This is a genomic window from Salmonella sp. SAL04157 (genome assembly GCF_046551635.1).
Taxonomy (GTDB): domain Bacteria; phylum Pseudomonadota; class Gammaproteobacteria; order Enterobacterales; family Enterobacteriaceae; genus Salmonella; species Salmonella enterica.
The window spans coordinates 175,090-196,003 of the sequence record NZ_JBGDVS010000001.1 but is presented as its reverse complement, the minus strand read 5'-3'; the positions used below and the strand labels follow the sequence as shown (position 1 = coordinate 196,003).

General features: G+C 46.3%; 21 protein-coding genes. 19 read left to right on the top strand and 2 right to left on the bottom strand.

The annotated features are described in order from the left end of the window. Window positions 1-5: 5 nt before the first annotated feature. The 19 genes from invA (at window position 6) to sptP (ending at window position 18,383) form a co-directional block, all read left to right on the top strand. Window positions 6-2,063, top strand: a complete 2,058-nt coding sequence (gene invA / locus ACLJRE_RS00975; protein ID WP_000927219.1) for a type III secretion system export apparatus protein InvA — start codon at window positions 6-8, stop codon at window positions 2,061-2,063. A gap of 23 nt (window positions 2,064-2,086) precedes the next feature. Further along, window positions 2,087-2,494, top strand: coding sequence for an SPI-1 type III secretion system chaperone SpaK (gene spaK, locus ACLJRE_RS00970; RefSeq protein ID WP_001164066.1), 408 nt, complete (start codon window positions 2,087-2,089; stop codon window positions 2,492-2,494). Then, window positions 2,491-3,786 carry a SctN family type III secretion system ATPase InvC gene (invC, locus tag ACLJRE_RS00965; RefSeq protein WP_000856766.1) on the top strand — a complete coding sequence of 432 codons (1,296 nt, stop codon included), beginning with the start codon at window positions 2,491-2,493 and terminating at the stop codon, window positions 3,784-3,786. Before spaK ends, invC begins: the two co-directional genes overlap by 4 nt. Further along, a complete protein-coding gene (gene spaM / locus ACLJRE_RS00960; protein WP_000555884.1) occupies window positions 3,764-4,207 on the top strand; it encodes an SPI-1 type III secretion system protein SpaM in 444 nt (147 codons plus the stop codon). The genes invC and spaM overlap by 23 nt, the downstream gene beginning before the upstream one ends. Next, window positions 4,207-5,217 carry an SPI-1 type III secretion system protein SpaN gene (gene spaN / locus ACLJRE_RS00955; RefSeq protein ID WP_023212176.1) on the top strand — a complete coding sequence of 337 codons (1,011 nt, stop codon included), beginning with the start codon at window positions 4,207-4,209 and terminating at the stop codon, window positions 5,215-5,217. Before spaM ends, spaN begins: the two co-directional genes overlap by 1 nt. Next, entirely contained in the window at window positions 5,217-6,128 is a 912-nt protein-coding gene (gene spaO, locus ACLJRE_RS00950) for an SPI-1 type III secretion system protein SpaO (protein WP_000058731.1), read from the top strand. Before spaN ends, spaO begins: the two co-directional genes overlap by 1 nt. Then, window positions 6,118-6,792, top strand: a complete 675-nt coding sequence (spaP, locus tag ACLJRE_RS00945) for an SPI-1 type III secretion system export apparatus protein SpaP (RefSeq protein WP_000526016.1) — start codon at window positions 6,118-6,120, stop codon at window positions 6,790-6,792. The genes spaO and spaP overlap by 11 nt, the downstream gene beginning before the upstream one ends. Window positions 6,793-6,817: 25 nt before the next feature. Continuing rightward, window positions 6,818-7,078: an SPI-1 type III secretion system export apparatus protein SpaQ gene (gene spaQ, locus ACLJRE_RS00940; protein WP_000342503.1), complete on the top strand. Its 261-nt coding sequence runs from the start codon at window positions 6,818-6,820 to the stop codon at window positions 7,076-7,078. A gap of 3 nt (window positions 7,079-7,081) precedes the next feature. Beyond that, window positions 7,082-7,873 (top strand): SPI-1 type III secretion system export apparatus protein SpaR, encoded by a 792-nt coding sequence (gene spaR / locus ACLJRE_RS00935; protein WP_000498965.1) that lies wholly within the window; start codon window positions 7,082-7,084, stop codon window positions 7,871-7,873. After that, window positions 7,860-8,930, top strand: a complete 1,071-nt coding sequence (gene spaS / locus ACLJRE_RS00930) for an SPI-1 type III secretion system export apparatus protein SpaS (protein WP_000097719.1) — start codon at window positions 7,860-7,862, stop codon at window positions 8,928-8,930. Before spaR ends, spaS begins: the two co-directional genes overlap by 14 nt. 137 nt (window positions 8,931-9,067) lie before the next feature. Then, window positions 9,068-9,565, top strand: a complete 498-nt coding sequence (gene sicA / locus ACLJRE_RS00925) for a SycD/LcrH family type III secretion system chaperone SicA (protein WP_000386309.1) — start codon at window positions 9,068-9,070, stop codon at window positions 9,563-9,565. 2 nt (window positions 9,566-9,567) lie between these two features. After that, complete coding sequence (gene sipB, locus ACLJRE_RS00920) at window positions 9,568-11,349, top strand: SPI-1 type III secretion system needle tip complex protein SipB (RefSeq protein ID WP_000245782.1); 1,782 nt, start codon at window positions 9,568-9,570, stop codon at window positions 11,347-11,349. 27 nt (window positions 11,350-11,376) lie between these two features. Then, complete coding sequence (sipC, locus tag ACLJRE_RS00915) at window positions 11,377-12,606, top strand: SPI-1 type III secretion system needle tip complex protein SipC (RefSeq protein ID WP_023212175.1); 1,230 nt, start codon at window positions 11,377-11,379, stop codon at window positions 12,604-12,606. A 70-nt stretch (window positions 12,607-12,676) separates the two neighbouring features. Continuing rightward, window positions 12,677-13,699, top strand: a complete 1,023-nt coding sequence (gene sipD, locus ACLJRE_RS00910; protein WP_023212174.1) for an SPI-1 type III secretion system needle tip complex protein SipD — start codon at window positions 12,677-12,679, stop codon at window positions 13,697-13,699. An 18-nt stretch (window positions 13,700-13,717) separates the two neighbouring features. Further along, entirely contained in the window at window positions 13,718-15,775 is a 2,058-nt protein-coding gene (gene sipA / locus ACLJRE_RS00905; RefSeq protein WP_000258828.1) for an SPI-1 type III secretion system effector SipA, read from the top strand. An 18-nt stretch (window positions 15,776-15,793) separates the two neighbouring features. Then, on the top strand, window positions 15,794-16,042 hold the full coding sequence (locus tag ACLJRE_RS00900) for an acyl carrier protein (RefSeq protein WP_001055579.1): 249 nt from the start codon (window positions 15,794-15,796) through the stop codon (window positions 16,040-16,042). A gap of 43 nt (window positions 16,043-16,085) precedes the next feature. Further along, window positions 16,086-16,346 (top strand): hypothetical protein, encoded by a 261-nt coding sequence (locus tag ACLJRE_RS00895; RefSeq protein WP_000692251.1) that lies wholly within the window; start codon window positions 16,086-16,088, stop codon window positions 16,344-16,346. A 26-nt stretch (window positions 16,347-16,372) separates the two neighbouring features. After that, entirely contained in the window at window positions 16,373-16,765 is a 393-nt protein-coding gene (gene sicP, locus ACLJRE_RS00890) for a chaperone SicP (protein WP_001147854.1), read from the top strand. After that, entirely contained in the window at window positions 16,752-18,383 is a 1,632-nt protein-coding gene (gene sptP / locus ACLJRE_RS00885) for an SPI-1 type III secretion system effector GTPase-activating protein SptP (protein ID WP_023212173.1), read from the top strand. Before sicP ends, sptP begins: the two co-directional genes overlap by 14 nt. A gap of 53 nt (window positions 18,384-18,436) precedes the next feature. On the opposite strand, the gene iagB is transcribed toward sptP, so the two are convergent. Together iagB and hilA are read right to left on the bottom strand one after the other, a co-directional pair. Beyond that, on the bottom strand, window positions 18,437-18,919 hold the full coding sequence (iagB, locus tag ACLJRE_RS00880) for an SPI-1 type III secretion system invasion protein IagB (protein WP_000558932.1): 483 nt from the start codon (window positions 18,917-18,919) through the stop codon (window positions 18,437-18,439). A 17-nt stretch (window positions 18,920-18,936) separates the two neighbouring features. After that, the gene (hilA, locus tag ACLJRE_RS00875; RefSeq protein ID WP_001120090.1) at window positions 18,937-20,598 is read right to left on the bottom strand and encodes a transcriptional regulator HilA; all 1,662 of its coding nucleotides are present in this window, start codon (window positions 20,596-20,598) and stop codon (window positions 18,937-18,939) included. Between the last annotated feature and the right edge of the window lie 316 nt (window positions 20,599-20,914).

Genomic DNA, 20,914 nt, shown 5'->3' with positions numbered 1-20,914 from the left:
CTATAGTGCTGCTTTCTCTACTTAACAGTGCTCGTTTACGACCTGAATTACTGATTCTGGTACTAATGGTGATGATCATTTCTATGTTCGTCATTCCATTACCTACCTATCTGGTTGATTTCCTGATCGCACTGAATATCGTACTGGCGATATTGGTGTTTATGGGGTCGTTCTACATTGACAGAATCCTCAGTTTTTCAACGTTTCCTGCGGTACTGTTAATTACCACGCTCTTTCGTCTGGCATTATCGATCAGTACCAGCCGTCTTATCTTGATTGAAGCCGATGCCGGTGAAATTATCGCCACGTTCGGGCAATTCGTTATTGGCGATAGCCTGGCGGTGGGTTTTGTTGTCTTCTCTATTGTCACCGTGGTCCAGTTTATCGTTATTACCAAAGGTTCAGAACGCGTCGCGGAAGTCGCGGCCCGATTTTCTCTGGATGGTATGCCCGGTAAACAGATGAGTATTGATGCCGATTTGAAGGCCGGTATTATTGATGCGGATGCCGCGCGCGAACGGCGAAGCGTACTGGAAAGGGAAAGCCAGCTTTACGGTTCCTTTGACGGTGCGATGAAGTTTATCAAAGGTGACGCTATTGCCGGCATCATTATTATCTTTGTGAACTTTATTGGCGGTATTTCGGTGGGGATGACCCGCCATGGTATGGATTTGTCCTCCGCCCTGTCTACTTATACCATGCTGACCATTGGTGATGGTCTTGTCGCCCAGATCCCCGCATTGTTGATTGCGATTAGTGCCGGTTTTATCGTGACTCGCGTAAATGGCGATAGCGATAATATGGGGCGGAATATCATGACGCAGCTGTTGAACAACCCATTTGTATTGGTTGTTACGGCTATTTTGACCATTTCAATGGGAACTCTGCCGGGATTCCCGCTGCCGGTATTTGTTATTTTATCGGTGGTTTTAAGCGTACTCTTCTATTTTAAATTCCGTGAAGCAAAACGTAGCGCCGCCAAACCTAAAACCAGCAAAGGCGAGCAGCCGCTCAGTATTGAGGAAAAAGAAGGGTCGTCGTTAGGACTGATTGGCGATCTCGATAAAGTCTCTACAGAGACTGTACCGTTGATATTACTTGTGCCGAAGAGCCGGCGTGAAGATCTGGAAAAAGCTCAACTTGCGGAGCGTCTACGTAGTCAGTTCTTTATTGATTATGGCGTGCGCCTGCCGGAAGTATTGTTACGCGATGGCGAGGGTCTGGACGATAACAGCATCGTATTGTTGATTAATGAGATCCGTGTTGAACAATTTACGGTCTATTTTGATTTGATGCGAGTGGTAAATTATTCCGATGAAGTCGTGTCCTTTGGCATTAATCCAACAATCCATCAGCAAGGTAGCAGCCAGTATTTCTGGGTAACGCATGAAGAGGGGGAGAAACTCCGGGAGCTTGGCTATGTGTTGCGGAACGCGCTTGATGAGCTTTACCACTGTCTGGCGGTGACGCTGGCGCGCAACGTCAATGAATATTTCGGTATTCAGGAAACAAAACATATGCTGGACCAACTGGAAGCGAAATTTCCTGATTTACTTAAAGAAGTGCTCAGACATGCCACGGTACAACGTATATCTGAAGTTTTGCAGCGTTTGTTAAGCGAACGTGTTTCCGTGCGTAATATGAAATTAATTATGGAAGCGCTCGCATTGTGGGCGCCAAGAGAAAAAGATGTCATTAACCTTGTGGAGCATATTCGTGGGGCAATGGCGCGTTATATTTGCCATAAATTCGCCAATGGCGGCGAATTACGAGCAGTAATGGTATCTGCTGAAGTTGAGGATGTTATTCGCAAAGGGATCCGTCAGACCTCTGGCAGTACCTTCCTCAGCCTTGACCCGGAAGCCTCCGCTAATTTGATGGATCTCATTACACTTAAGTTGGATGATTTATTGATTGCACATAAAGATCTTGTCCTCCTTACGTCTGTCGATGTCCGTCGATTTATTAAGAAAATGATTGAAGGTCGTTTTCCGGATCTGGAGGTTTTATCTTTCGGTGAGATAGCAGATAGCAAGTCAGTGAATGTTATAAAAACAATATAAGGGCTTAATTAAGGAAAAGATCTATGCAACATTTGGATATCGCTGAATTAGTTCGTTCCGCACTGGAAGTAAGTGGTTGCGATCCTTCACTCATCGGAGGAATAGATAGCCATTCAACAATTGTTCTGGATTTATTTGCATTGCCAAGTATCTGTATCAGCGTCAAGGACGATGATGTATGGATCTGGGCGCAATTGGGTGCTGACAGCATGGTGGTATTACAACAGCGGGCTTATGAAATCTTAATGACCATAATGGAAGGATGCCATTTTGCCCGCGGCGGGCAATTACTACTGGGGGAGCAGAATGGGGAGCTAACGCTTAAAGCCTTAGTGCATCCGGATTTTTTATCTGACGGTGAAAAGTTCTCTACTGCCTTGAATGGGTTTTACAACTATCTGGAAGTTTTTAGTCGGTCGCTAATGAGATGAAAACACCTCGTTTACTGCAATATCTGGCCTACCCACAAAAAATAACCGGCCCAATTATTGAGGCGGAATTGCGCGATGTAGCCATTGGCGAACTGTGTGAAATACGCCGTGGCTGGCACCAAAAACAGGTTGTTGCACGTGCGCAGGTGGTTGGCTTACAGCGGGAACGCACCGTGCTAAGTCTTATCGGCAATGCCCAGGGGCTGAGCCGCGATGTCGTGCTTTATCCCACTGGACGTGCGTTATCGGCGTGGGTGGGATACTCGGTATTAGGCGCGGTGTTGGATCCGACGGGGAAAATCGTTGAGCGTTTTACCCCTGAAGTGGCGCCGATTAGCGAAGAACGCGTTATTGATGTCGCACCGCCTTCTTACGCTTCGCGCGTTGGCGTCCGTGAACCGCTGATTACCGGTGTGCGCGCGATTGACGGGTTATTGACCTGTGGCGTAGGCCAGCGAATGGGCATTTTTGCCTCCGCAGGATGCGGTAAGACCATGCTGATGCATATGCTGATCGAGCAAACGGAGGCGGATGTCTTTGTTATCGGTCTTATCGGTGAACGAGGCCGCGAGGTCACTGAATTCGTGGATATGTTGCGCGCTTCGCATAAGAAAGAAAAATGCGTGCTGGTTTTTGCCACTTCCGATTTCCCCTCGGTCGATCGCTGCAATGCGGCGCAACTGGCGACAACCGTAGCGGAATATTTTCGTGACCAGGGAAAACGGGTTGTGCTTTTTATCGATTCCATGACCCGTTATGCGCGTGCTTTGCGAGACGTGGCACTGGCGTCGGGAGAGCGTCCGGCCCGTCGAGGTTATCCAGCCTCCGTATTCGATAATTTGCCCCGCTTGCTGGAACGCCCCGGGGCGACCAGCGAGGGAAGCATTACTGCCTTTTATACGGTACTGCTGGAAAGCGAGGAAGAGGCGGACCCGATGGCGGATGAAATTCGCTCTATCCTTGACGGTCACCTGTATCTGAGCAGAAAGCTGGCCGGGCAGGGACATTACCCGGCAATCGATGTACTGAAAAGCGTAAGCCGCGTTTTTGGACAAGTCACGACGCCGACACATGCTGAACAGGCATCTGCCGTGCGTAAATTAATGACGCGTCTGGAAGAGCTCCAGCTTTTCATTGACTTGGGAGAATATCGTCCTGGCGAAAATATCGATAACGATCGGGCGATGCAGATGCGGGATAGCCTGAAAGCCTGGTTATGCCAGCCGGTAGCGCAGTATTCATCCTTTGATGACACGTTGAGCGGTATGAATGCATTCGCTGACCAGAATTAAAGTATTGCAGCGGCGCTGTACGGTATTTCATTCACAGTGTGAGTCGATATTACTTCGCTATCAGGATGAGGACCGCGGGCTGCAGGCCGAGGAGGAGGCGATCCTTGAACAAATAGCGGGTCTGAAATTGTTATTAGATACGCTGCGTGCAGAAAACAGACAGCTCAGTCGTGAGGAAATTTATACGTTATTACGTAAGCAGTCTATTGTTCGCCGGCAGATAAAAGATTTAGAACTCCAGATTATACAAATTCAGGAAAAACGGAGCGAGCTGGAAAAGAAAAGGGAAGAGTTTCAGAAAAAAAGTAAATATTGGTTGCGCAAAGAAGGGAACTATCAACGCTGGATAATCCGTCAGAAAAGACACTATATCCAGCGAGAGATACAGCAGGAAGAGGCCGAGTCAGAGGAGATAATTTAATGGGCGATGTGTCAGCTGTCAGTTCATCCGGGAACATTTTACTGCCGCAGCAGGATGAGGTTGGCGGTTTATCAGAAGCATTAAAAAAAGCGGTGGAAAAACATAAGACAGAATATTCCGATCATAAAAAAGATCGCGACTATGGCGATGCTTTCGTAATGCATAAAGAAACGGCTTTACCGGTATTGCTGGCGGCATGGCGACATGGCGCGCCAGCGAAATCAGAACATCACAATGGCAACGTTTCTGGTCTGCATCATAACGGAAAAGGCGAACTCAGGATTGCTGAAAAACTGTTGAAAGCCACTGCTGAAAAATCTGTCGGTTTAATTTCTGCGGAGGCCAAAGTAGATAAATCCGCAGCGTTGCTATCGTCTAAAAATAGGCCGTTAGAAAGCGTAAGTGGTAAAAAATTATCTGCTGATTTAAAAGCTGTGGAATCCGTTAGTGAAGTAACCGATAACGCCACGGGAATCTCTGACGATAATATCAAGGCATTGCCTGGGGATAATAAAGCCATCGCGGGTGAAGGCGTTCGTAAAGAGGGCGCGCCGCTGGCGCGGGATGTCGCACCTGCCCGAATGGCCGCAGCCAATACCGGTAAGCCTGACGATAAAGATCATAAAAAGGTTAAAGATGTTTCTCAGCTTCCGCTGCAACCAACCACTATCGCCGATCTTAGCCAATTAACCGGCGGCGATGAAAAAATGCCTTTAGCGGCGCAATCAAAGCCGATGATGACTATTTTTCCCACTGCCGATGGCGTGAAAGGGGAGGATAGCTCGCTGACTTACCGTTTTCAGCGCTGGGGAAATGACTATTCCGTCAATATTCAGGCGCGGCAAGCAGGGGAGTTTTCGTTAATACCGTCAAATACGCAGGTTGAACATCGTTTGCATGATCAATGGCAAAACGGTAATCCCCAGCGCTGGCACCTGACGCGAGACGATCAACAAAATCCGCAGCAGCAACAGCACAGACAGCAATCTGGCGAGGAGGATGACGCCTGATGTCATTGCGTGTGAGACAGATTGATCGTCGCGAATGGCTATTGGCGCAAACCGCGACAGAATGCCAGCGCCATGGCCAGGAAGCTACGCTGGAATATCCGACGCGACAGGGAATGTGGGTTCGGTTGAGCGATGCAGAAAAACGGTGGTCGGCCTGGATTCAACCTGGGGACTGGCTTGAGCATGTCTCTCCCGCTCTGGCGGGGGCGGCGGTTTCTGCTGGCGCTGAGCACCTGGTCGTTCCCTGGCTTGCTGCAACAGAGCGACCGTTTGAGTTGCCCGTGCCGCATTTGTCCTGTCGGCGTTTATGCGTAGAGAACCCCGTGCCGGGAAGCGCGCTGCCGGAAGGGAAATTGTTGCACATTATGAGCGATCGGGGCGGCCTGTGGTTTGAATATCTTCCTGAACTGCCTGCAGTCGGGGGCGGCAGGCCGAAAATGCTGCGTTGGCCGTTGCGCTTTGTAATCGGTAGCAGTGATACGCAGCGTTCGTTGCTGGGCCGAATCGGGATCGGAGATGTACTCCTGATTCGTACTTCCCGTGCGGAAGTTTATTGCTACGCGAAAAAGTTAGGTCATTTCAACCGTGTTGAAGGGGGAATTATTGTGGAAACGTTAGATATTCAACATATCGAAGAAGAAAATAATACAACTGAAACTGCAGAAACTCTGCCTGGCTTGAACCAATTGCCCGTCAAACTGGAATTTGTTTTGTATCGTAAGAACGTTACCCTCGCCGAACTCGAAACCATGGGGCAGCAGCAGCTATTATCACTGCCGACCAATGCTGAACTTAACGTTGAAATTATGGCGAATGGTGTTTTGCTGGGTAATGGCGAACTGGTACAGATGAATGACACCTTAGGCGTTGAGATCCATGAATGGCTGAGCGAGTCTGGTAATGGGGAATGATATCTCATTAATTGCCTTACTGGCATTTTCCACCCTGTTGCCATTTATTATTGCGTCAGGAACCTGTTTCGTTAAATTTTCTATTGTATTTGTCATGGTGCGTAACGCCCTGGGATTGCAGCAGATACCTTCAAATATGACGCTTAACGGCGTCGCATTGCTGCTTTCTATGTTTGTTATGTGGCCCATAATGCATGATGCCTACGTCTATTTTGAGGACGAAGATGTCACCTTTAATGATATTTCGTCATTAAGTAAACACGTTGATGAAGGTCTGGATGGTTATCGCGATTATCTGATCAAATATTCAGATCGCGAGTTAGTTCAGTTTTTTGAAAACGCGCAACTGAAGCGTCAGTATGGAGAAGAGACCGAGACGGTAAAGCGTGACAAAGATGAAATTGAAAAACCATCAATATTTGCGTTATTACCTGCTTATGCGCTGAGCGAAATAAAAAGCGCGTTTAAAATTGGTTTTTATCTCTATTTGCCCTTTGTTGTCGTCGACCTGGTGGTATCCAGCGTGCTACTGGCGCTGGGGATGATGATGATGAGTCCGGTGACGATATCTACACCTATTAAGCTGGTGCTTTTTGTCGCGCTTGATGGCTGGACATTACTGTCTAAAGGATTGATTTTACAGTATATGGACATTGCAACATGACATCATTACGAGACGGGATAGTTAAATGGATGATTTAGTGTTTGCAGGTAATAAGGCGCTCTATCTTGTTTTGATCCTGTCAGGGTGGCCGACGATTGTCGCAACGATTATCGGCCTCCTGGTAGGGTTATTCCAGACGGTAACGCAATTACAGGAACAGACGCTGCCTTTTGGCATTAAATTACTTGGCGTGTGTTTGTGCTTGTTTTTACTGTCTGGCTGGTATGGCGAAGTTTTACTCTCTTACGGGCGTCAGGTGATATTCCTGGCGTTGGCTAAGGGGTAAAAAATGTTTTACGCGTTGTACTTTGAAATTCATCACCTGGTTGCGTCTGCGGCACTAGGGTTTGCTCGCGTGGCGCCGATTTTTTTCTTCCTGCCGTTTTTGAATAGCGGGGTATTAAGCGGCGCGCCGAGAAACGCCATTATCATCCTGGTGGCATTGGGAGTATGGCCGCATGCATTGAACGAGGCGCCGCCGTTTTTATCGGTGGCGATGATCCCGTTAGTTCTGCAAGAAGCGGCGGTAGGCGTCATGCTGGGCTGTCTGCTGTCATGGCCTTTTTGGGTTATGCATGCGCTGGGTTGTATTATCGATAACCAGCGAGGGGCAACGCTAAGTAGCAGTATCGATCCGGCAAACGGCATTGATACCTCGGAAATGGCTAATTTCCTGAATATGTTTGCCGCTGTCGTTTATTTACAAAACGGCGGTCTGGTCACGATGGTTGACGTGTTAAATAAAAGCTATCAGCTATGCGATCCGATGAACGAGTGCACGCCTTCATTACCGCCGCTATTAACGTTTATTAATCAGGTGGCTCAAAACGCCTTGGTTCTGGCCAGTCCGGTGGTATTAGTGCTGTTGCTGTCAGAAGTATTCCTGGGTTTATTGTCGCGCTTTGCTCCGCAAATGAACGCCTTTGCGATTTCACTGACGGTAAAAAGCGGCATTGCCGTTTTAATTATGCTGCTTTATTTCTCTCCGGTGCTACCGGACAATGTACTGCGACTCTCTTTCCAGGCCACAGGATTAAGCAGTTGGTTTTACGAGCGAGGGGCGACGCATGTCCTCGAATAAAACAGAAAAACCGACTAAAAAACGGCTGGAAGACTCCGCTAAAAAAGGCCAGTCATTTAAAAGTAAAGATCTCATTATCGCCTGCCTGACGCTGGGAGGAATTGCCTATCTGGTGTCGTATGGCTCATTTAATGAGTTTATGGGGATAATTAAGATCATTATTGCGGATAATTTTGATCAGAGCATGGCTGACTACAGTTTGGCCGTTTTTGGGATAGGGTTAAAATATCTGATTCCATTTATGCTGCTCTGCTTAGTGTGTTCCGCATTACCGGCGTTATTACAGGCCGGTTTTGTGCTGGCGACAGAAGCATTAAAACCTAATTTATCGGCGTTAAACCCGGTAGAAGGGGCGAAAAAACTTTTTAGTATGCGAACGGTTAAAGATACGGTCAAAACCCTACTGTATCTCTCATCCTTTGTGGTGGCCGCCATCATTTGCTGGAAGAAATATAAGGTTGAAATCTTTTCTCAGCTAAATGGCAATATTGTAGGTATTGCCGTCATTTGGCGTGAGCTTCTTCTCGCGTTGGTATTAACTTGCCTTGCTTGCGCATTGATTGTCTTATTATTGGATGCTATTGCGGAATATTTCCTGACCATGAAAGATATGAAAATGGATAAGGAAGAAGTGAAGCGTGAAATGAAGGAGCAGGAAGGGAACCCAGAGGTTAAATCTAAAAGACGTGAAGTTCATATGGAAATTCTGTCTGAACAGGTGAAATCCGATATTGAAAACTCACGCCTGATTGTTGCCAACCCCACGCATATTACGATCGGGATTTATTTTAAACCCGAACTGATGCCGATTCCGATGATCTCGGTGTATGAAACGAATCAGCGCGCACTGGCCGTCCGCGCCTATGCGGAGAAGGTTGGCGTACCTGTGATCGTCGATATCAAACTGGCGCGCAGTCTTTTCAAAACCCATCGCCGTTATGATCTGGTGAGTCTGGAAGAAATTGATGAAGTTTTACGTCTTCTGGTTTGGCTGGAAGAGGTAGAAAACGCGGGCAAAGACGTTATTCAGCCACAAGAAAATGAAGTACGACATTGAGCCGCGTAAAGCAGTAGCGATGTATTCATTGGGCGTTTTTTGAATGTTCACTAACCACCGTCGGGGTTTAATAACTGCATCAGATAAACGCAGTCGTTAAGTTCTACAAAGTCGGTGACAGATAACAGGAGTAAGTAATGGATTATCAAAATAATGTCAGCGAAGAACGTGTTGCGGAAATGATTTGGGATGCCGTTAGTGAAGGCGCCACGCTAAAAGACGTTCATGGGATCCCTCAAGATATGATGGACGGTTTATATGCTCATGCTTATGAGTTTTATAACCAGGGACGACTGGATGAAGCTGAGACATTCTTTCGTTTCTTATGCATTTATGATTTTTACAATCCCGATTACACCATGGGACTGGCGGCAGTATGCCAACTGAAAAAACAATTTCAGAAAGCATGTGACCTTTATGCAGTAGCGTTTACGTTACTTAAAAATGATTATCGCCCCGTTTTTTTTACCGGGCAGTGTCAATTATTAATGCGTAAGGCGGCAAAAGCCAGGCAGTGTTTTGAACTTGTCAATGAACGTACTGAAGATGAGTCTCTGCGGGCAAAAGCGTTGGTCTATCTGGAGGCGCTAAAAACGGCGGAGACAGAGCAGCACAGTGAACAAGAAAAGGAATAATTATGGTAAATGACGCAAGTAGCATTAGCCGTAGCGGATATACCCAAAATCCGCGCCTCGCTGAGGCGGCTTTTGAAGGCGTTCGTAAGAACACGGACTTTTTAAAAGCGGCGGATAAAGCTTTTAAAGATGTGGTGGCAACGAAAGCGGGCGACCTTAAAGCTGGAACAAAGTCCGGCGAGAGCGCTATTAATACGGTGGGTCTAAAGCCGCCTACGGACGCCGCCCGGGAAAAACTCTCCAGCGAAGGGCAATTGACATTACTGCTTGGCAAGTTAATGACCCTACTGGGCGATGTTTCGCTGTCTCAACTGGAGTCTCGTCTGGCGGTATGGCAGGCGATGATTGAGTCACAAAAAGAGATGGGGATTCAGGTATCGAAAGAATTCCAGACGGCTCTGGGAGAGGCTCAGGAGGCGACGGATCTCTATGAAGCCAGCATCAAAAAGACGGATACCGCCAAGAGTGTTTATGACGCAGCGGCCAAAAAACTGACGCAGGCGCAAAATAAATTGCAATCGCTGGACCCGGCTGACCCCGGCTATGCACAAGCTGAAGCCGCGGTAGAACAGGCCGGAAAAGAAGCGACAGAGGCGAAAGAGGCATTAGATAAGGCCACGGATGCGACGGTTAAAGCAGGCACAGACGCCAAAGCGAAAGCCGAGAAAGCGGATAACATTCTGACCAAATTCCAGGGAACGGCTAATGCCGCCTCTCAGAATCAGGTTTCCCAGGGTGAGCAGGATAATCTGTCTAATGTCGCCCGCCTCACTATGCTCATGGCCATGTTTATTGAGATTGTGGGCAAAAATACGGAAGAAAGCCTGCAAAACGATCTTGCGCTTTTCAACGCCTTGCAGGAAGGGCGTCAGGCGGAGATGGAAAAGAAATCGGCTGAATTCCAGGAAGAGACGCGCAAAGCCGAGGAAACGAACCGCATTATGGGATGTATCGGGAAAGTCCTCGGCGCGCTGCTAACCATTGTCAGCGTTGTGGCCGCTGTTTTTACCGGTGGGGCGAGTCTGGCGCTGGCTGCGGTGGGACTTGCGGTAATGGTTGCCGATGAAATTGTGAAGGCGGCGACGGGGGTGTCGTTTATTCAGCAGGCGCTGAACCCGATTATGGAGCATGTGCTGAAGCCGTTAATGGAGCTGATTGGCAAGGCGATTACCAAAGCGCTGGAAGGATTAGGCGTCGATAAGAAAACGGCAGAGATGGCCGGCAGCATTGTTGGTGCGATTGTCGCCGCTATTGCCATGGTAGCGGTCATTGTGGTGGTCGCAGTTGTCGGGAAAGGCGCGGCGGCGAAACTGGGTAACGCGCTGAGCAAAATGATGGGCGAAACGATTAAGAAGTTGGTGCCTAACGTGCTGAAACAGTTGGCACAAAACGGCAGCAAACTCTTTACCCAGGGGATGCAACGTATTACTAGCGGTCTGGGTAATGTGGGTAGCAAGATGGGCCTGCAAACGAATGCCTTAAGTAAAGAGCTGGTAGGTAATACCCTAAATAAAGTGGCGTTGGGCATGGAAGTCACGAATACCGCAGCCCAGTCAGCCGGTGGTGTTGCCGAGGGCGTATTTATTAAAAATGCCAGCGAGGCGCTTGCTGATTTTATGCTCGCCCGTTTTGCCATGGATCAGATTCAGCAGTGGCTTAAACAATCCGTAGAAATATTTGGTGAAAACCAGAAGGTAACGGCGGAACTGCAAAAAGCCATGTCTTCTGCGGTACAGCAAAATGCGGATGCTTCGCGTTTTATTCTGCGCCAGAGTCGCGCATAAAAACTGCCAAAATAAAGGGAGAAAAATATGTTAATTAGTAATGTGGGAGTAAATCCCGCCGCTTATTTAAATAATCATTCTGTTGAGAATAGTTCACAGACAGCTTCGCAATCCGTTAGCGCTAAAGATATTCTGAATAGTATTGGTATTAGCAGCAGTAAAGTCAGTGACCTGGGGTTGAGTCCTACGCTGAGCGCGCCTGCGCCAGGGGTATTAACGCAAACCCCCGGAACGATCACGTCCTTTTTAAAAGCCAGTATTCAAAATACCGACATGAATCAGGATTTGAATGCCCTGGCAAATAATGTCACGACTAAAGCGAATGAGGTTGTACAAACCCAGTTACGCGAGCAGCAGGCAGAAGTCGGAAAGTTTTTTGATATTAGCGGGATGTCTTCCAGTGCCGTTGCGCTGTTGGCTGCCGCGAATACGTTAATGCTGACGTTGAACCAGGCTGATAGCAAACTGTCTGGTAAGTTGTCATTAGTCAGTTTTGATGCAGCTAAAACGACGGCAAGCTCCATGATGCGCGAAGGGATGAATTCGTTGTCCGGTAGTATTTCCCAGAGCGCGCTTCAGTTGGGGATCACTGGCGTGGGCGCCAAACTGGAATATAAGGGGCTGCAGAATGAAAGAGGCGCGCTTAAACATAATGCCGCGAAGATCGATAAACTGACCACTGAAAGCCACAGTATTAAAAACGTGCTGAACGGGCAGAATAGCGTCAAACTCGGTGCTGAAGGCGTCGATTCTCTGAAATCGTTAAATATGAAGAAAACCGGTACCGATGCGACGAAAAATCTTAATGAAGCGACGCTTAAATCTAATGCCGGAACCAGCGCCACGGAAAGTCTGGGTATTAAAGACAGTAATAAACAAATCTCCCCTGAACATCAGGCTATTCTGTCGAAACGTCTTGAGTCTGTCGAATCCGATATTCGTCTTGAGCAGAATACCATGGATATGACCCGAATCGATGCGCGCAAGATGCAGATGACGGGCGATCTGATTATGAAGAACTCGGTCACGGTCGGTGGTATTGCAGGGGCGTCCGGGCAGTACGCCGCTACTCAGGAACGTTCCGAGCAGCAAATTAGCCAGGTGAATAACCGTGTTGCCAGCACCGCATCGGACGAAGCCCGTGAAAGTTCACGTAAATCGACCAGCCTGATTCAGGAAATGCTGAAAACAATGGAGAGCATTAACCAGTCGAAAGCATCCGCACTTGCTGCTATCGCAGGCAATATTCGCGCTTAATCTGAAAGGTCATCTATACGCCATCATGGGGGTGATTTAATCGCGCTCCTGATGGCGAACTGGGGATATTATGCTTAATATTCAAAATTATTCCGCTTCTCCTCATCCGGGGATCGTTGCCGAACGGCCGCAGACTCCCTCGGCGAGCGAGCACGTCGAGACTGCCGTGGTACCGTCTACCACAGAACATCGCGGCACAGATATCATTTCATTATCGCAGGCGGCTACTAAAATCCAGCAGGCACAGCAGACGCTGCAGTCAACGCCACCGATCTCTGAAGAGAATAATGACGAGCGCACGCTGGCGCGCCAACAGTTGACCAGCAGCCTGAATGCTCTGGCGAAGTCTGGCGTGTCATTATCCGCAGAACAAAATGAGAACCTGCGGAGCGCGTTTTCTGCGCCGACGTCGGCCTTATTTAGCGCTTCGCCTATGGCGCAACCGAGAACAACCATTTCTGATGCTGAGATTTGGGATATGGTTTCCCAAAATATATCGGCGATAGGTGACAGCTATCTGGGCGTTTATGAAAACGTTGTCGCAGTCTATACCGATTTTTATCAGGCCTTCAGTGATATTCTTTCCAAAATGGGAGGCTGGTTATCGCCTGGTAAGGATGGAAATACCATTAAGCTAAATGTTGACTCACTTAAAAGTGAAATAAGTAGTTTAATTAATAAATACACTCAAATAAATAAAAATACGATTTTATTTCCCTCGCAAACTGGCAGCGGAGTGACAACAGCAACGAAAGCGGAAGCTGAGCAGTGGATTAAAGAATTGAATTTACCGGCCAGCTGTCTAAAGGCGTCTGGTTCTGGTTATGTCGTACTGGTGGATACGGGGCCACTGAGCAAAATGGTTAGCGATCTTAATGGAATAGGATCGGGTTCAGCCCTTGAACTGGATAACGCCAAATATCAAGCCTGGCAGTCGGGTTTTAAAGCACAGGAAGAAAATCTGAAAACCACATTACAGACGCTGACGCAAAAATATAGCAATGCCAATTCATTGTACGACAACCTGGTAAAAGTGCTGAGCAGTACGATAAGTAGCAGCCTGGAAACCGCCAAAAGCTTCCTGCAAGGATAACAGAAGAGGATATTAATAATGGTTACAAGTGTAAGAACTCAGCCCCCCGTCATGATGCCAGGTATGCAGACCGAGATCAAAACGCAGGCCACGAATCTTGCGGCGAATCTTTCCGCAGTCAGAGAAAGTGCCACAGCGACGCTGTCAGGGGAAATTAAAGGCCCGCAACTGGAAGGTTTTCCCGCGCTGATCAAACAGGCGAGTCTGGATGCATTGTTTGCATGCGGGAAAGACGCCGAGGCGTTAAAAGAAGTTTTTACCAATTCAAATAATGTCGCCGGTAAGAAAGCGATAATGGAATTTGCCGGGCTCTTTCGTTCAGCGCTCAACGCCACCAGTGATTCTCCTGAGGCGAAGACGCTACTAATGAAGGTGGGGGCAGAGTATACCGCGCAAATCATAAAAGATGGCCTGAAAGAAAAGTCAGCTTTTGGACCATGGCTGCCAGAAACAAAGAAAGCGGAAGCGAAGCTGGAAAACCTGGAAAAACAGCTGTTAGATATCATCAAAAATAACACTGGCGGTGAATTAAGTAAATTATCGACGAATCTTGTTATGCAGGAGGTGATGCCCTATATTGCCAGCTGCATTGAACATAACTTTGGCTGTACGTTAGATCCGTTAACCCGCAGCAATCTTACGCACCTTGTTGACAAAGCGGCGGCGAAGGCGGTTGAGGCGCTTGATATGTGCCACCAAAAATTAACGCAAGAGCAGGGTACCAGCGTAGGACGGGAAGCCCGGCACCTTGAAATGCAAACGTTGATACCCCTGCTGCTACGTAATGTTTTTGCACAAATTCCTGCAGATAAACTGCCCGACCCTAAAATTCCGGAACCTGCGGCTGGACCAGTACCTGATGGTGGGAAAAAAGCAGAACCTACGGGTATTAATATCAATATTAATATTGATAGCAGTAACCATAGCGTGGATAACAGTAAGCATATTAACAATAGCCGAAGCCATGTCGATAATAGCCAGCGCCATATCGATAATAGCAACCATGATCATAGCCGGAAGACGATTGATAATAGCCGAACATTTATTGATAACAGCCAACGCCATGGCGAGTCACACCATTCGACTAACAGCAGTAACGTAAGTCATAGTCATTCGCGTGTGGATTCGACTACGCATCAAACGGAGACGGCACACAGCGCCAGCACAGGGGCAATTGACCATGGCATCGCGGGTAAAATTGACGTCACGGCTCATGCGACGGCAGAGGCTGTGACCAACTCTTCATCCGAAAGTAAAAATGGAAAGGTGGTCACGTCAGAAAAGGGCACTACGGGTGAAACCCCCTCTTTTGATGAAGTCGATGGCGTAACCAGCAAGAGCATTATCGGCAAGCCGGTACAGGCCACGGTGCACGGCGTTGATGATAATAAACAGCAAAGCCAGACGGCAGAGATTGTGAATGTGAAGCCGCTTGCCAGTCAACTGGCTGGCGTCGAGAATGTTAAAATCGATACCTTACAATCAGACTCGACGGTAATTACAGGTAATAAAGCCGGTACGACCGATAATGATAATAGCCAGACAGATAAGACTGGCCCATTTTCTGGTTTGAAGTTTAAGCAAAATAGTTTCCTCTCAACAGTACCGAGCGTTACGAATATGCATTCAATACATTTCAACGCCCGTGAGGCGTTTTTGGGTGTGATACGTAAAGCCCTGGAGCCGGATACCTCCACACCGTTCCCTGTACGCAGAGCGTTTGACGGCTTGCGTGGGGAAATATTACCCAATGACACGATAAAGAGTGCAGCGTTGAAAGCGCAATGTAGCGATATTGACAAGCACCCAGAATTGAAAGCGAAAATGGATACGCTTAAAGAGGTCATTACTCATCATCCACAAAAAGAAAAACTGGCTGAGATTGCATTGCAGTTTGCCAGAGAGGCGGGGTTGACCAGGCAAAAAGGGGAAACTGACTATGTGTTAAGTAATGTGCTGGACGGCCTTATCGGAGACGGTAGCTGGCGAGCTGGCCCGGCTTACGAGTCATACCTGAATAAACCTGGCGTGGATCGGGTTATTACTACCGTTGATGGCTTGCACATGCAGCGTTAATTAACCGGGAAAGATGCGATGAATATGGATATTGAAGCAAGAGTCAAAAAAGTGATCACCTCCTGTATTGCCGTTGATGTTGATAGTATCAATGGTCAGACCCATCTGGTTGAGGATCTTTATGCTGACTCATTGGATTTAATTGATATTGTATTTGGTCTTAGTGAGGAGTTTGACATTAGTTGCAATGAAAACGATCTTCCTGATATGACGACCTTTGCAGATATATGCCGTGTTGTTAAAAAAAGTCTTGAGTCCAGGGTGTAGTATTTTTCTCTCGCTCGACAACAATTGAACAAGATTAATTGTTATGAAAATCATCACACACGTAGTACCCGGTTCAGGTATGGCTGCAATATATGATGATATTGCTGACAGTCCGCGTTTTGTTATTAAAGGCAAGTTACGTCATGTTGAAAATGATCCGAAGGAGCTGCTGATATGTGTTCCGATGCGTAGTGAATGGCTATTCTACTGGATTAAAGGAGAGAAATATTGCGCCCGGCGATGGGCGCGAAAAAGTATCAAGACATTGTGTAACCAGATTAAATTTGAAGAAGCAATCTTATAAAAGATATAATTCAAGAGGAAAGTAAATTGCAAGCACACCAGGATATTATCGCTAATATTGGTGAGAAATTGGGTTTACCGCTCACTTTTGACGACAACAATCAGTGCTTATTACTACTCGATAGCGATATTTTTACGTCTATTGAAGCTAAAGATGATATCTGGTTATTGAACGGTATGATTATACCGTTATCGCCTGTTTGTGGCGATTCTATCTGGCGGCAGATTATGGTGATTAATGGTGAACTGGCTGCGAATAATGAAGGTACGTTAGCGTATATTGAGGCCGCAGAGACGTTGTTGTTTATACATGCAATTACCGATCTGACAAATACTTACCATATTATATCGCAGCTTGAGTCATTTGTGAATCAGCAGGAAGCGCTCAAAAACATACTGCAGGAATATGCTAAAGTATGAGGAGAGAAAATTGAATAATTTAACGTTGTCTTCTTTTTCAAAAGTTGGTGTGTCGAATGATGCCCGACTTTATATTGCTAAGGAAAATACTGATAAGGCATATGTTGCGCCTGAAAAATTTTCGTCAAAAGTATTAACCTGGCTTGGAAAAATGCCGTTATTTAAAAACACTGAAGTGGTGCAAAAACATACGGAAAACATCAAGGGACAGGATCAGAAAATTTTACAAACATTTCTCCAGGCACTAACGGAAAAATATGGGGAAACAGCGGTCAATAACGCACTGTTAATGTCCCGTATAAATATGAACAAACCCCTTACCCAACGTTTAGCAGTGCAGATCACGGAGTGTGTAAAAGCTGCTGACGAAGGGTTTATAAACCTTATTAAGAGCAAGGATAATGTTGGTGTCATGAATGCCGCTTTAGTCATAAAAGGCGGCGATACAAAAGTGGCAGAAAAAAATAACGATATTGGAGCAGAAAGTAAGCAACCTTTACTCGATATCGCGCTAAAAGGACTTAAGAGAACAATACCGCAACTGGAACAAATGGATGGAAATAGCCTGCGAGAAAACTTCCAGGAGATGGCTTCAGGTAACGGCCCGCTACGTTCATTAATGACGAATTTACAGAATTTAAATAAAATTCCAGAGGCTAAACAACTTAATGATTATGTTACAACGTTAAAAAATATTCAGATAGGAGCAGACAGGTTCTCACAATGGGGAACCTGTGGGGGAGTGGTTGAGAGGTGGATTGATAAAGCCTCTACTCATGAATTAACCCAGGCTGTAAAAAAAATTCACGTTATTGCTAAAGAACTGAAAAACGTTACAGCTGAACTTGAGAAAATAGAAGCCGGCGCGCCAATGCCACAGACGATGAGCGGACCGACACTGGGCCTGGCACGGTTTGCGGTCAGCAGCATTCCAATTAATCAGCAAACCCAAGTGAAACTGAGCGATGGAATGCCTGTGCCAGTGAATACGTTAACTTTTGACGGTAAGCCTGTGGCATTAGCCGGTTCGTACCCAAAAAATACGCCGGACGCGCTGGAAGCGCATATGAAAATGCTTCTTGAAAAAGAATGCTCGTGCCTGGTGGTGTTAACGTCGGAAGATCAGATGCAGGCAAAACAATTACCACCCTATTTCAGAGGGAGCTACACTTTTGGCGAGGTGCATACCAACAGCCAAAAAGTGAGCTCAGCCAGTCAGGGAGGAGCGATAGACCAATACAATATGCACCTGTCCTGCGGGGAAAAGCAGTATACAATCCCGGTATTGCATGTAAAAAATTGGCCAGATCACCAGCCGTTACCGTCTACTGATCAGTTAGAATACCTGGCGGATAGGGTGAAAAATAGTAACCAAAATGGCGCGCCGGGGCGTAGTTCATCAGATAAGCATTTACCGATGATTCATTGTCTGGGCGGAGTGGGGAGAACCGGAACGATGGCGGCGGCTCTTGTACTTAAGGATAATCCTCATAGTAATCTGGAGCAGGTACGTGCAGATTTCCGGGATTCACGGAACAATAGAATGCTGGAAGACGCCTCACAGTTTGTACAACTAAAAGCAATGCAAGCCCAGTTGCTTATGACGACGGCAAGCTGATAAAAACATAGCTTACTTTTAGAACTATCTGAAAGTAAGCTATTTCTGTATAATTATTTGTTTACCGCGATAGAAAGTCTTTTGTTTTTCTCTTCTGCTGACATCCCTTTTAATTTTCTGTAATTCTCCCAAATTTTTTTAGCATAACGCTTCCTTATATCCGATCGTTTCGGTGACGTCCCGGCATTATAAGCGCCAACGGCCTCCCAGCTATAACCGTAGATTTTCATCATATCTGATAAAATGGATGCGCCCACAATGACAGAAATGCAGGGGTCCTGTAACAACTGTTTTTCACTAATCCCCATTTTTTTCAGCCTTTTCATATGGAAGCTGTTAATTTGCATCAGGCCAAGATCGGTTGAACCATCTCGGTTATAACCAATGGCGCCTGGTTTCATCGCCGATTCCTGCTGGGCGATAGCGTAAAGTAGTTCGGATTCAATATTGAACATTTTTTCAGCCTGAAGCCAGCAATCAGCCCATGCAGTATTTATGCTAAGCAACCAGATTACGATGATAAAAAAATAATGCATATCTCCTCTCTCAGATTTTACCGTAATTTAATCAAGCGGGGATCCTGTTTCCATCTTTTGAACCAAATATTGTCTTCGTTTTTAAATTTATTCCACATTTTCTCGGCAATAGCTTCGCCGTGGGCAACCAGCACTAACGGTAATAATCCCGGATTATTATCTATACGCTGTTCACTTTCCAGAAATTCTCTTATCGTCGGTAAGGCTCGCTCACTATTCTGACAGTATTCAGCATAAAGAAGATTAACAGCAATAAGCCCTGTTATTTCCTGCGTGGATATTTCTTTAGTTAATTTTCGTGCCAGTTCATGTTTACCTTTAAGCGAAAGAAACATAACCTGCATACTTAATAATATTGGATTATCCTGCAGGTGTTGTGAGCGTAATTCATCGCCTAAACGTATAGCATCATCAATACCAGTATGATAATAGGTAATCCACAGCTTAGTGATCCCTGCGGCTGCACGCGTTGGATCCAATTTTAAACACTCATTAATCGTTTGTAAGGCCTCCTCCAACTGACCAGCCATGAAGAGATTCCAGCCATAATAATATTTAATATCTGCAGAGATGGGCGAAAGTAAGTTAGCTTGTTTGAATAGCAAACTCCCGACGATGTATTCTGAATGAATCGTATTAATTAGCCCCAGTAATCCTAAAGCTTGTGGATTATTGTGGTCCAGCTCTGTCGCCTTAATCGCATGTTCTTTAGCTTTGATCATGGCGTTTTGTTTATCAAAAATCCCCATTTGCGCCATGCTGAGGTAGCATTCTGCCAGCGCACAGTAAGGCGCAATGCTGTTTGGCGACATGTTAACGCATTGAGTCAGCAATTTAAGCGCTTGCTGTAAGCTATAGGGGGTATATTGATTTAACTCATGCTTACCGCGTAAGTAAACCATAGTACTGTCAATCGAATTTAGCTCGCTAACCTGCTTTGTGTCCCAGCGAAGCCCGGGAATACATCTGAGCAAAAGATTAGCAATTTTGTTTTGCAAGAGAGAAGCGGGTTGGTGTTCTATCAACTTAATGCTTTCCTGGTGCAGCAGGTGATAACCTTTAACCCGAACTATCTCGATCTGTACAATATTATCATTGCCATCGGGTATCATCTGCCCGGAGATATAATAATCGGGGCGTAATTGATCCATGAGCTCAAGAATATCTTTAACACTGCGACAGTTCTTCGTAATGGTCACCGGTAGCACGCTCAGGCCAAAGGGCGCATACTGCGATAATCCCTTCACGATAGAGTAATGCAGACTCTCGGATTGAACCTGATCCTGCATCTGAAAAGGAAGTATCGCCAATGTATGAGTCGTAGGTTGCGGCGCTGGCGGAGACACCACTACGACCGGACGATTAAACCGATAGCCCTGTCCGTACAGTGTTTCAATGTAACGATGCTCTTTATCTTCCGACAGAATACGTCGTAAGGCATAAATACAGCGGGTAAGAGATTCTTCGTTAACTTCCGCGTCGCCCCATACCTGGTCCAGTAAGGTGTTTTTACTCACAATCTCGCCGGCGGCTTCGAGCAGGATGACCAGAACGGCATATTCTTTTGGCGGAATATTGACTTTCTTTTCTGAGCGTAGCAGGGAGCCGTCCATGTTGAGTATGAAATCATCAAAGACGAATTTTTTATTCGATACAGGAACAGGATTAAAATGTGGCATGATAATAGTGTATTCTCTTACAGGGTGAAAAGTTATAATAGCTAATACAAGTCGTTAGGATAGAATCTACTGTTTCAGTAATTCTGCTGTTAGTACTAACGGTCAGGTTGAGCTTTTATTATGAGCTTAATGTCATATTGTACGGGCTCGGGTTTATATGTTTTTAACATTTGATTATTTAGCTTATGCCTGTGCTTTAAATAACTGACATGTTGGTAATAATATTGTTATAACTAACCGTGATTATCGAATGGACGCTGTCGTATATCCTGGTGCAGAGAGTCAGCGCCGGGCATCTAAATATTTACATATTTAA

Coding starts and splice junctions, on each gene's coding strand:
- spaM (WP_000555884.1), top strand. CDS start 3,764: ATGCATTCGCTGACCAGAATTAAAGTATTGCAGCGGCGCTGTACGGTA.
- sipA (WP_000258828.1), top strand. CDS start 13,718: ATGGTTACAAGTGTAAGAACTCAGCCCCCCGTCATGATGCCAGGTATG.
- spaP (WP_000526016.1), top strand. CDS start 6,118: ATGGGGAATGATATCTCATTAATTGCCTTACTGGCATTTTCCACCCTG.
- spaO (WP_000058731.1), top strand. CDS start 5,217: ATGTCATTGCGTGTGAGACAGATTGATCGTCGCGAATGGCTATTGGCG.
- iagB (WP_000558932.1), bottom strand. CDS start 18,919: ATGCATTATTTTTTTATCATCGTAATCTGGTTGCTTAGCATAAATACT.
- spaN (WP_023212176.1), top strand. CDS start 4,207: ATGGGCGATGTGTCAGCTGTCAGTTCATCCGGGAACATTTTACTGCCG.
- spaQ (WP_000342503.1), top strand. CDS start 6,818: ATGGATGATTTAGTGTTTGCAGGTAATAAGGCGCTCTATCTTGTTTTG.
- sptP (WP_023212173.1), top strand. CDS start 16,752: ATGCTAAAGTATGAGGAGAGAAAATTGAATAATTTAACGTTGTCTTCT.
- hilA (WP_001120090.1), bottom strand. CDS start 20,598: ATGCCACATTTTAATCCTGTTCCTGTATCGAATAAAAAATTCGTCTTT.
- spaS (WP_000097719.1), top strand. CDS start 7,860: ATGTCCTCGAATAAAACAGAAAAACCGACTAAAAAACGGCTGGAAGAC.
- ACLJRE_RS00895 (WP_000692251.1), top strand. CDS start 16,086: ATGAAAATCATCACACACGTAGTACCCGGTTCAGGTATGGCTGCAATA.
- ACLJRE_RS00900 (WP_001055579.1), top strand. CDS start 15,794: ATGAATATGGATATTGAAGCAAGAGTCAAAAAAGTGATCACCTCCTGT.
- invC (WP_000856766.1), top strand. CDS start 2,491: ATGAAAACACCTCGTTTACTGCAATATCTGGCCTACCCACAAAAAATA.
- spaK (WP_001164066.1), top strand. CDS start 2,087: ATGCAACATTTGGATATCGCTGAATTAGTTCGTTCCGCACTGGAAGTA.
- spaR (WP_000498965.1), top strand. CDS start 7,082: ATGTTTTACGCGTTGTACTTTGAAATTCATCACCTGGTTGCGTCTGCG.
- sicA (WP_000386309.1), top strand. CDS start 9,068: ATGGATTATCAAAATAATGTCAGCGAAGAACGTGTTGCGGAAATGATT.
- sipD (WP_023212174.1), top strand. CDS start 12,677: ATGCTTAATATTCAAAATTATTCCGCTTCTCCTCATCCGGGGATCGTT.
- sipC (WP_023212175.1), top strand. CDS start 11,377: ATGTTAATTAGTAATGTGGGAGTAAATCCCGCCGCTTATTTAAATAAT.
- sipB (WP_000245782.1), top strand. CDS start 9,568: ATGGTAAATGACGCAAGTAGCATTAGCCGTAGCGGATATACCCAAAAT.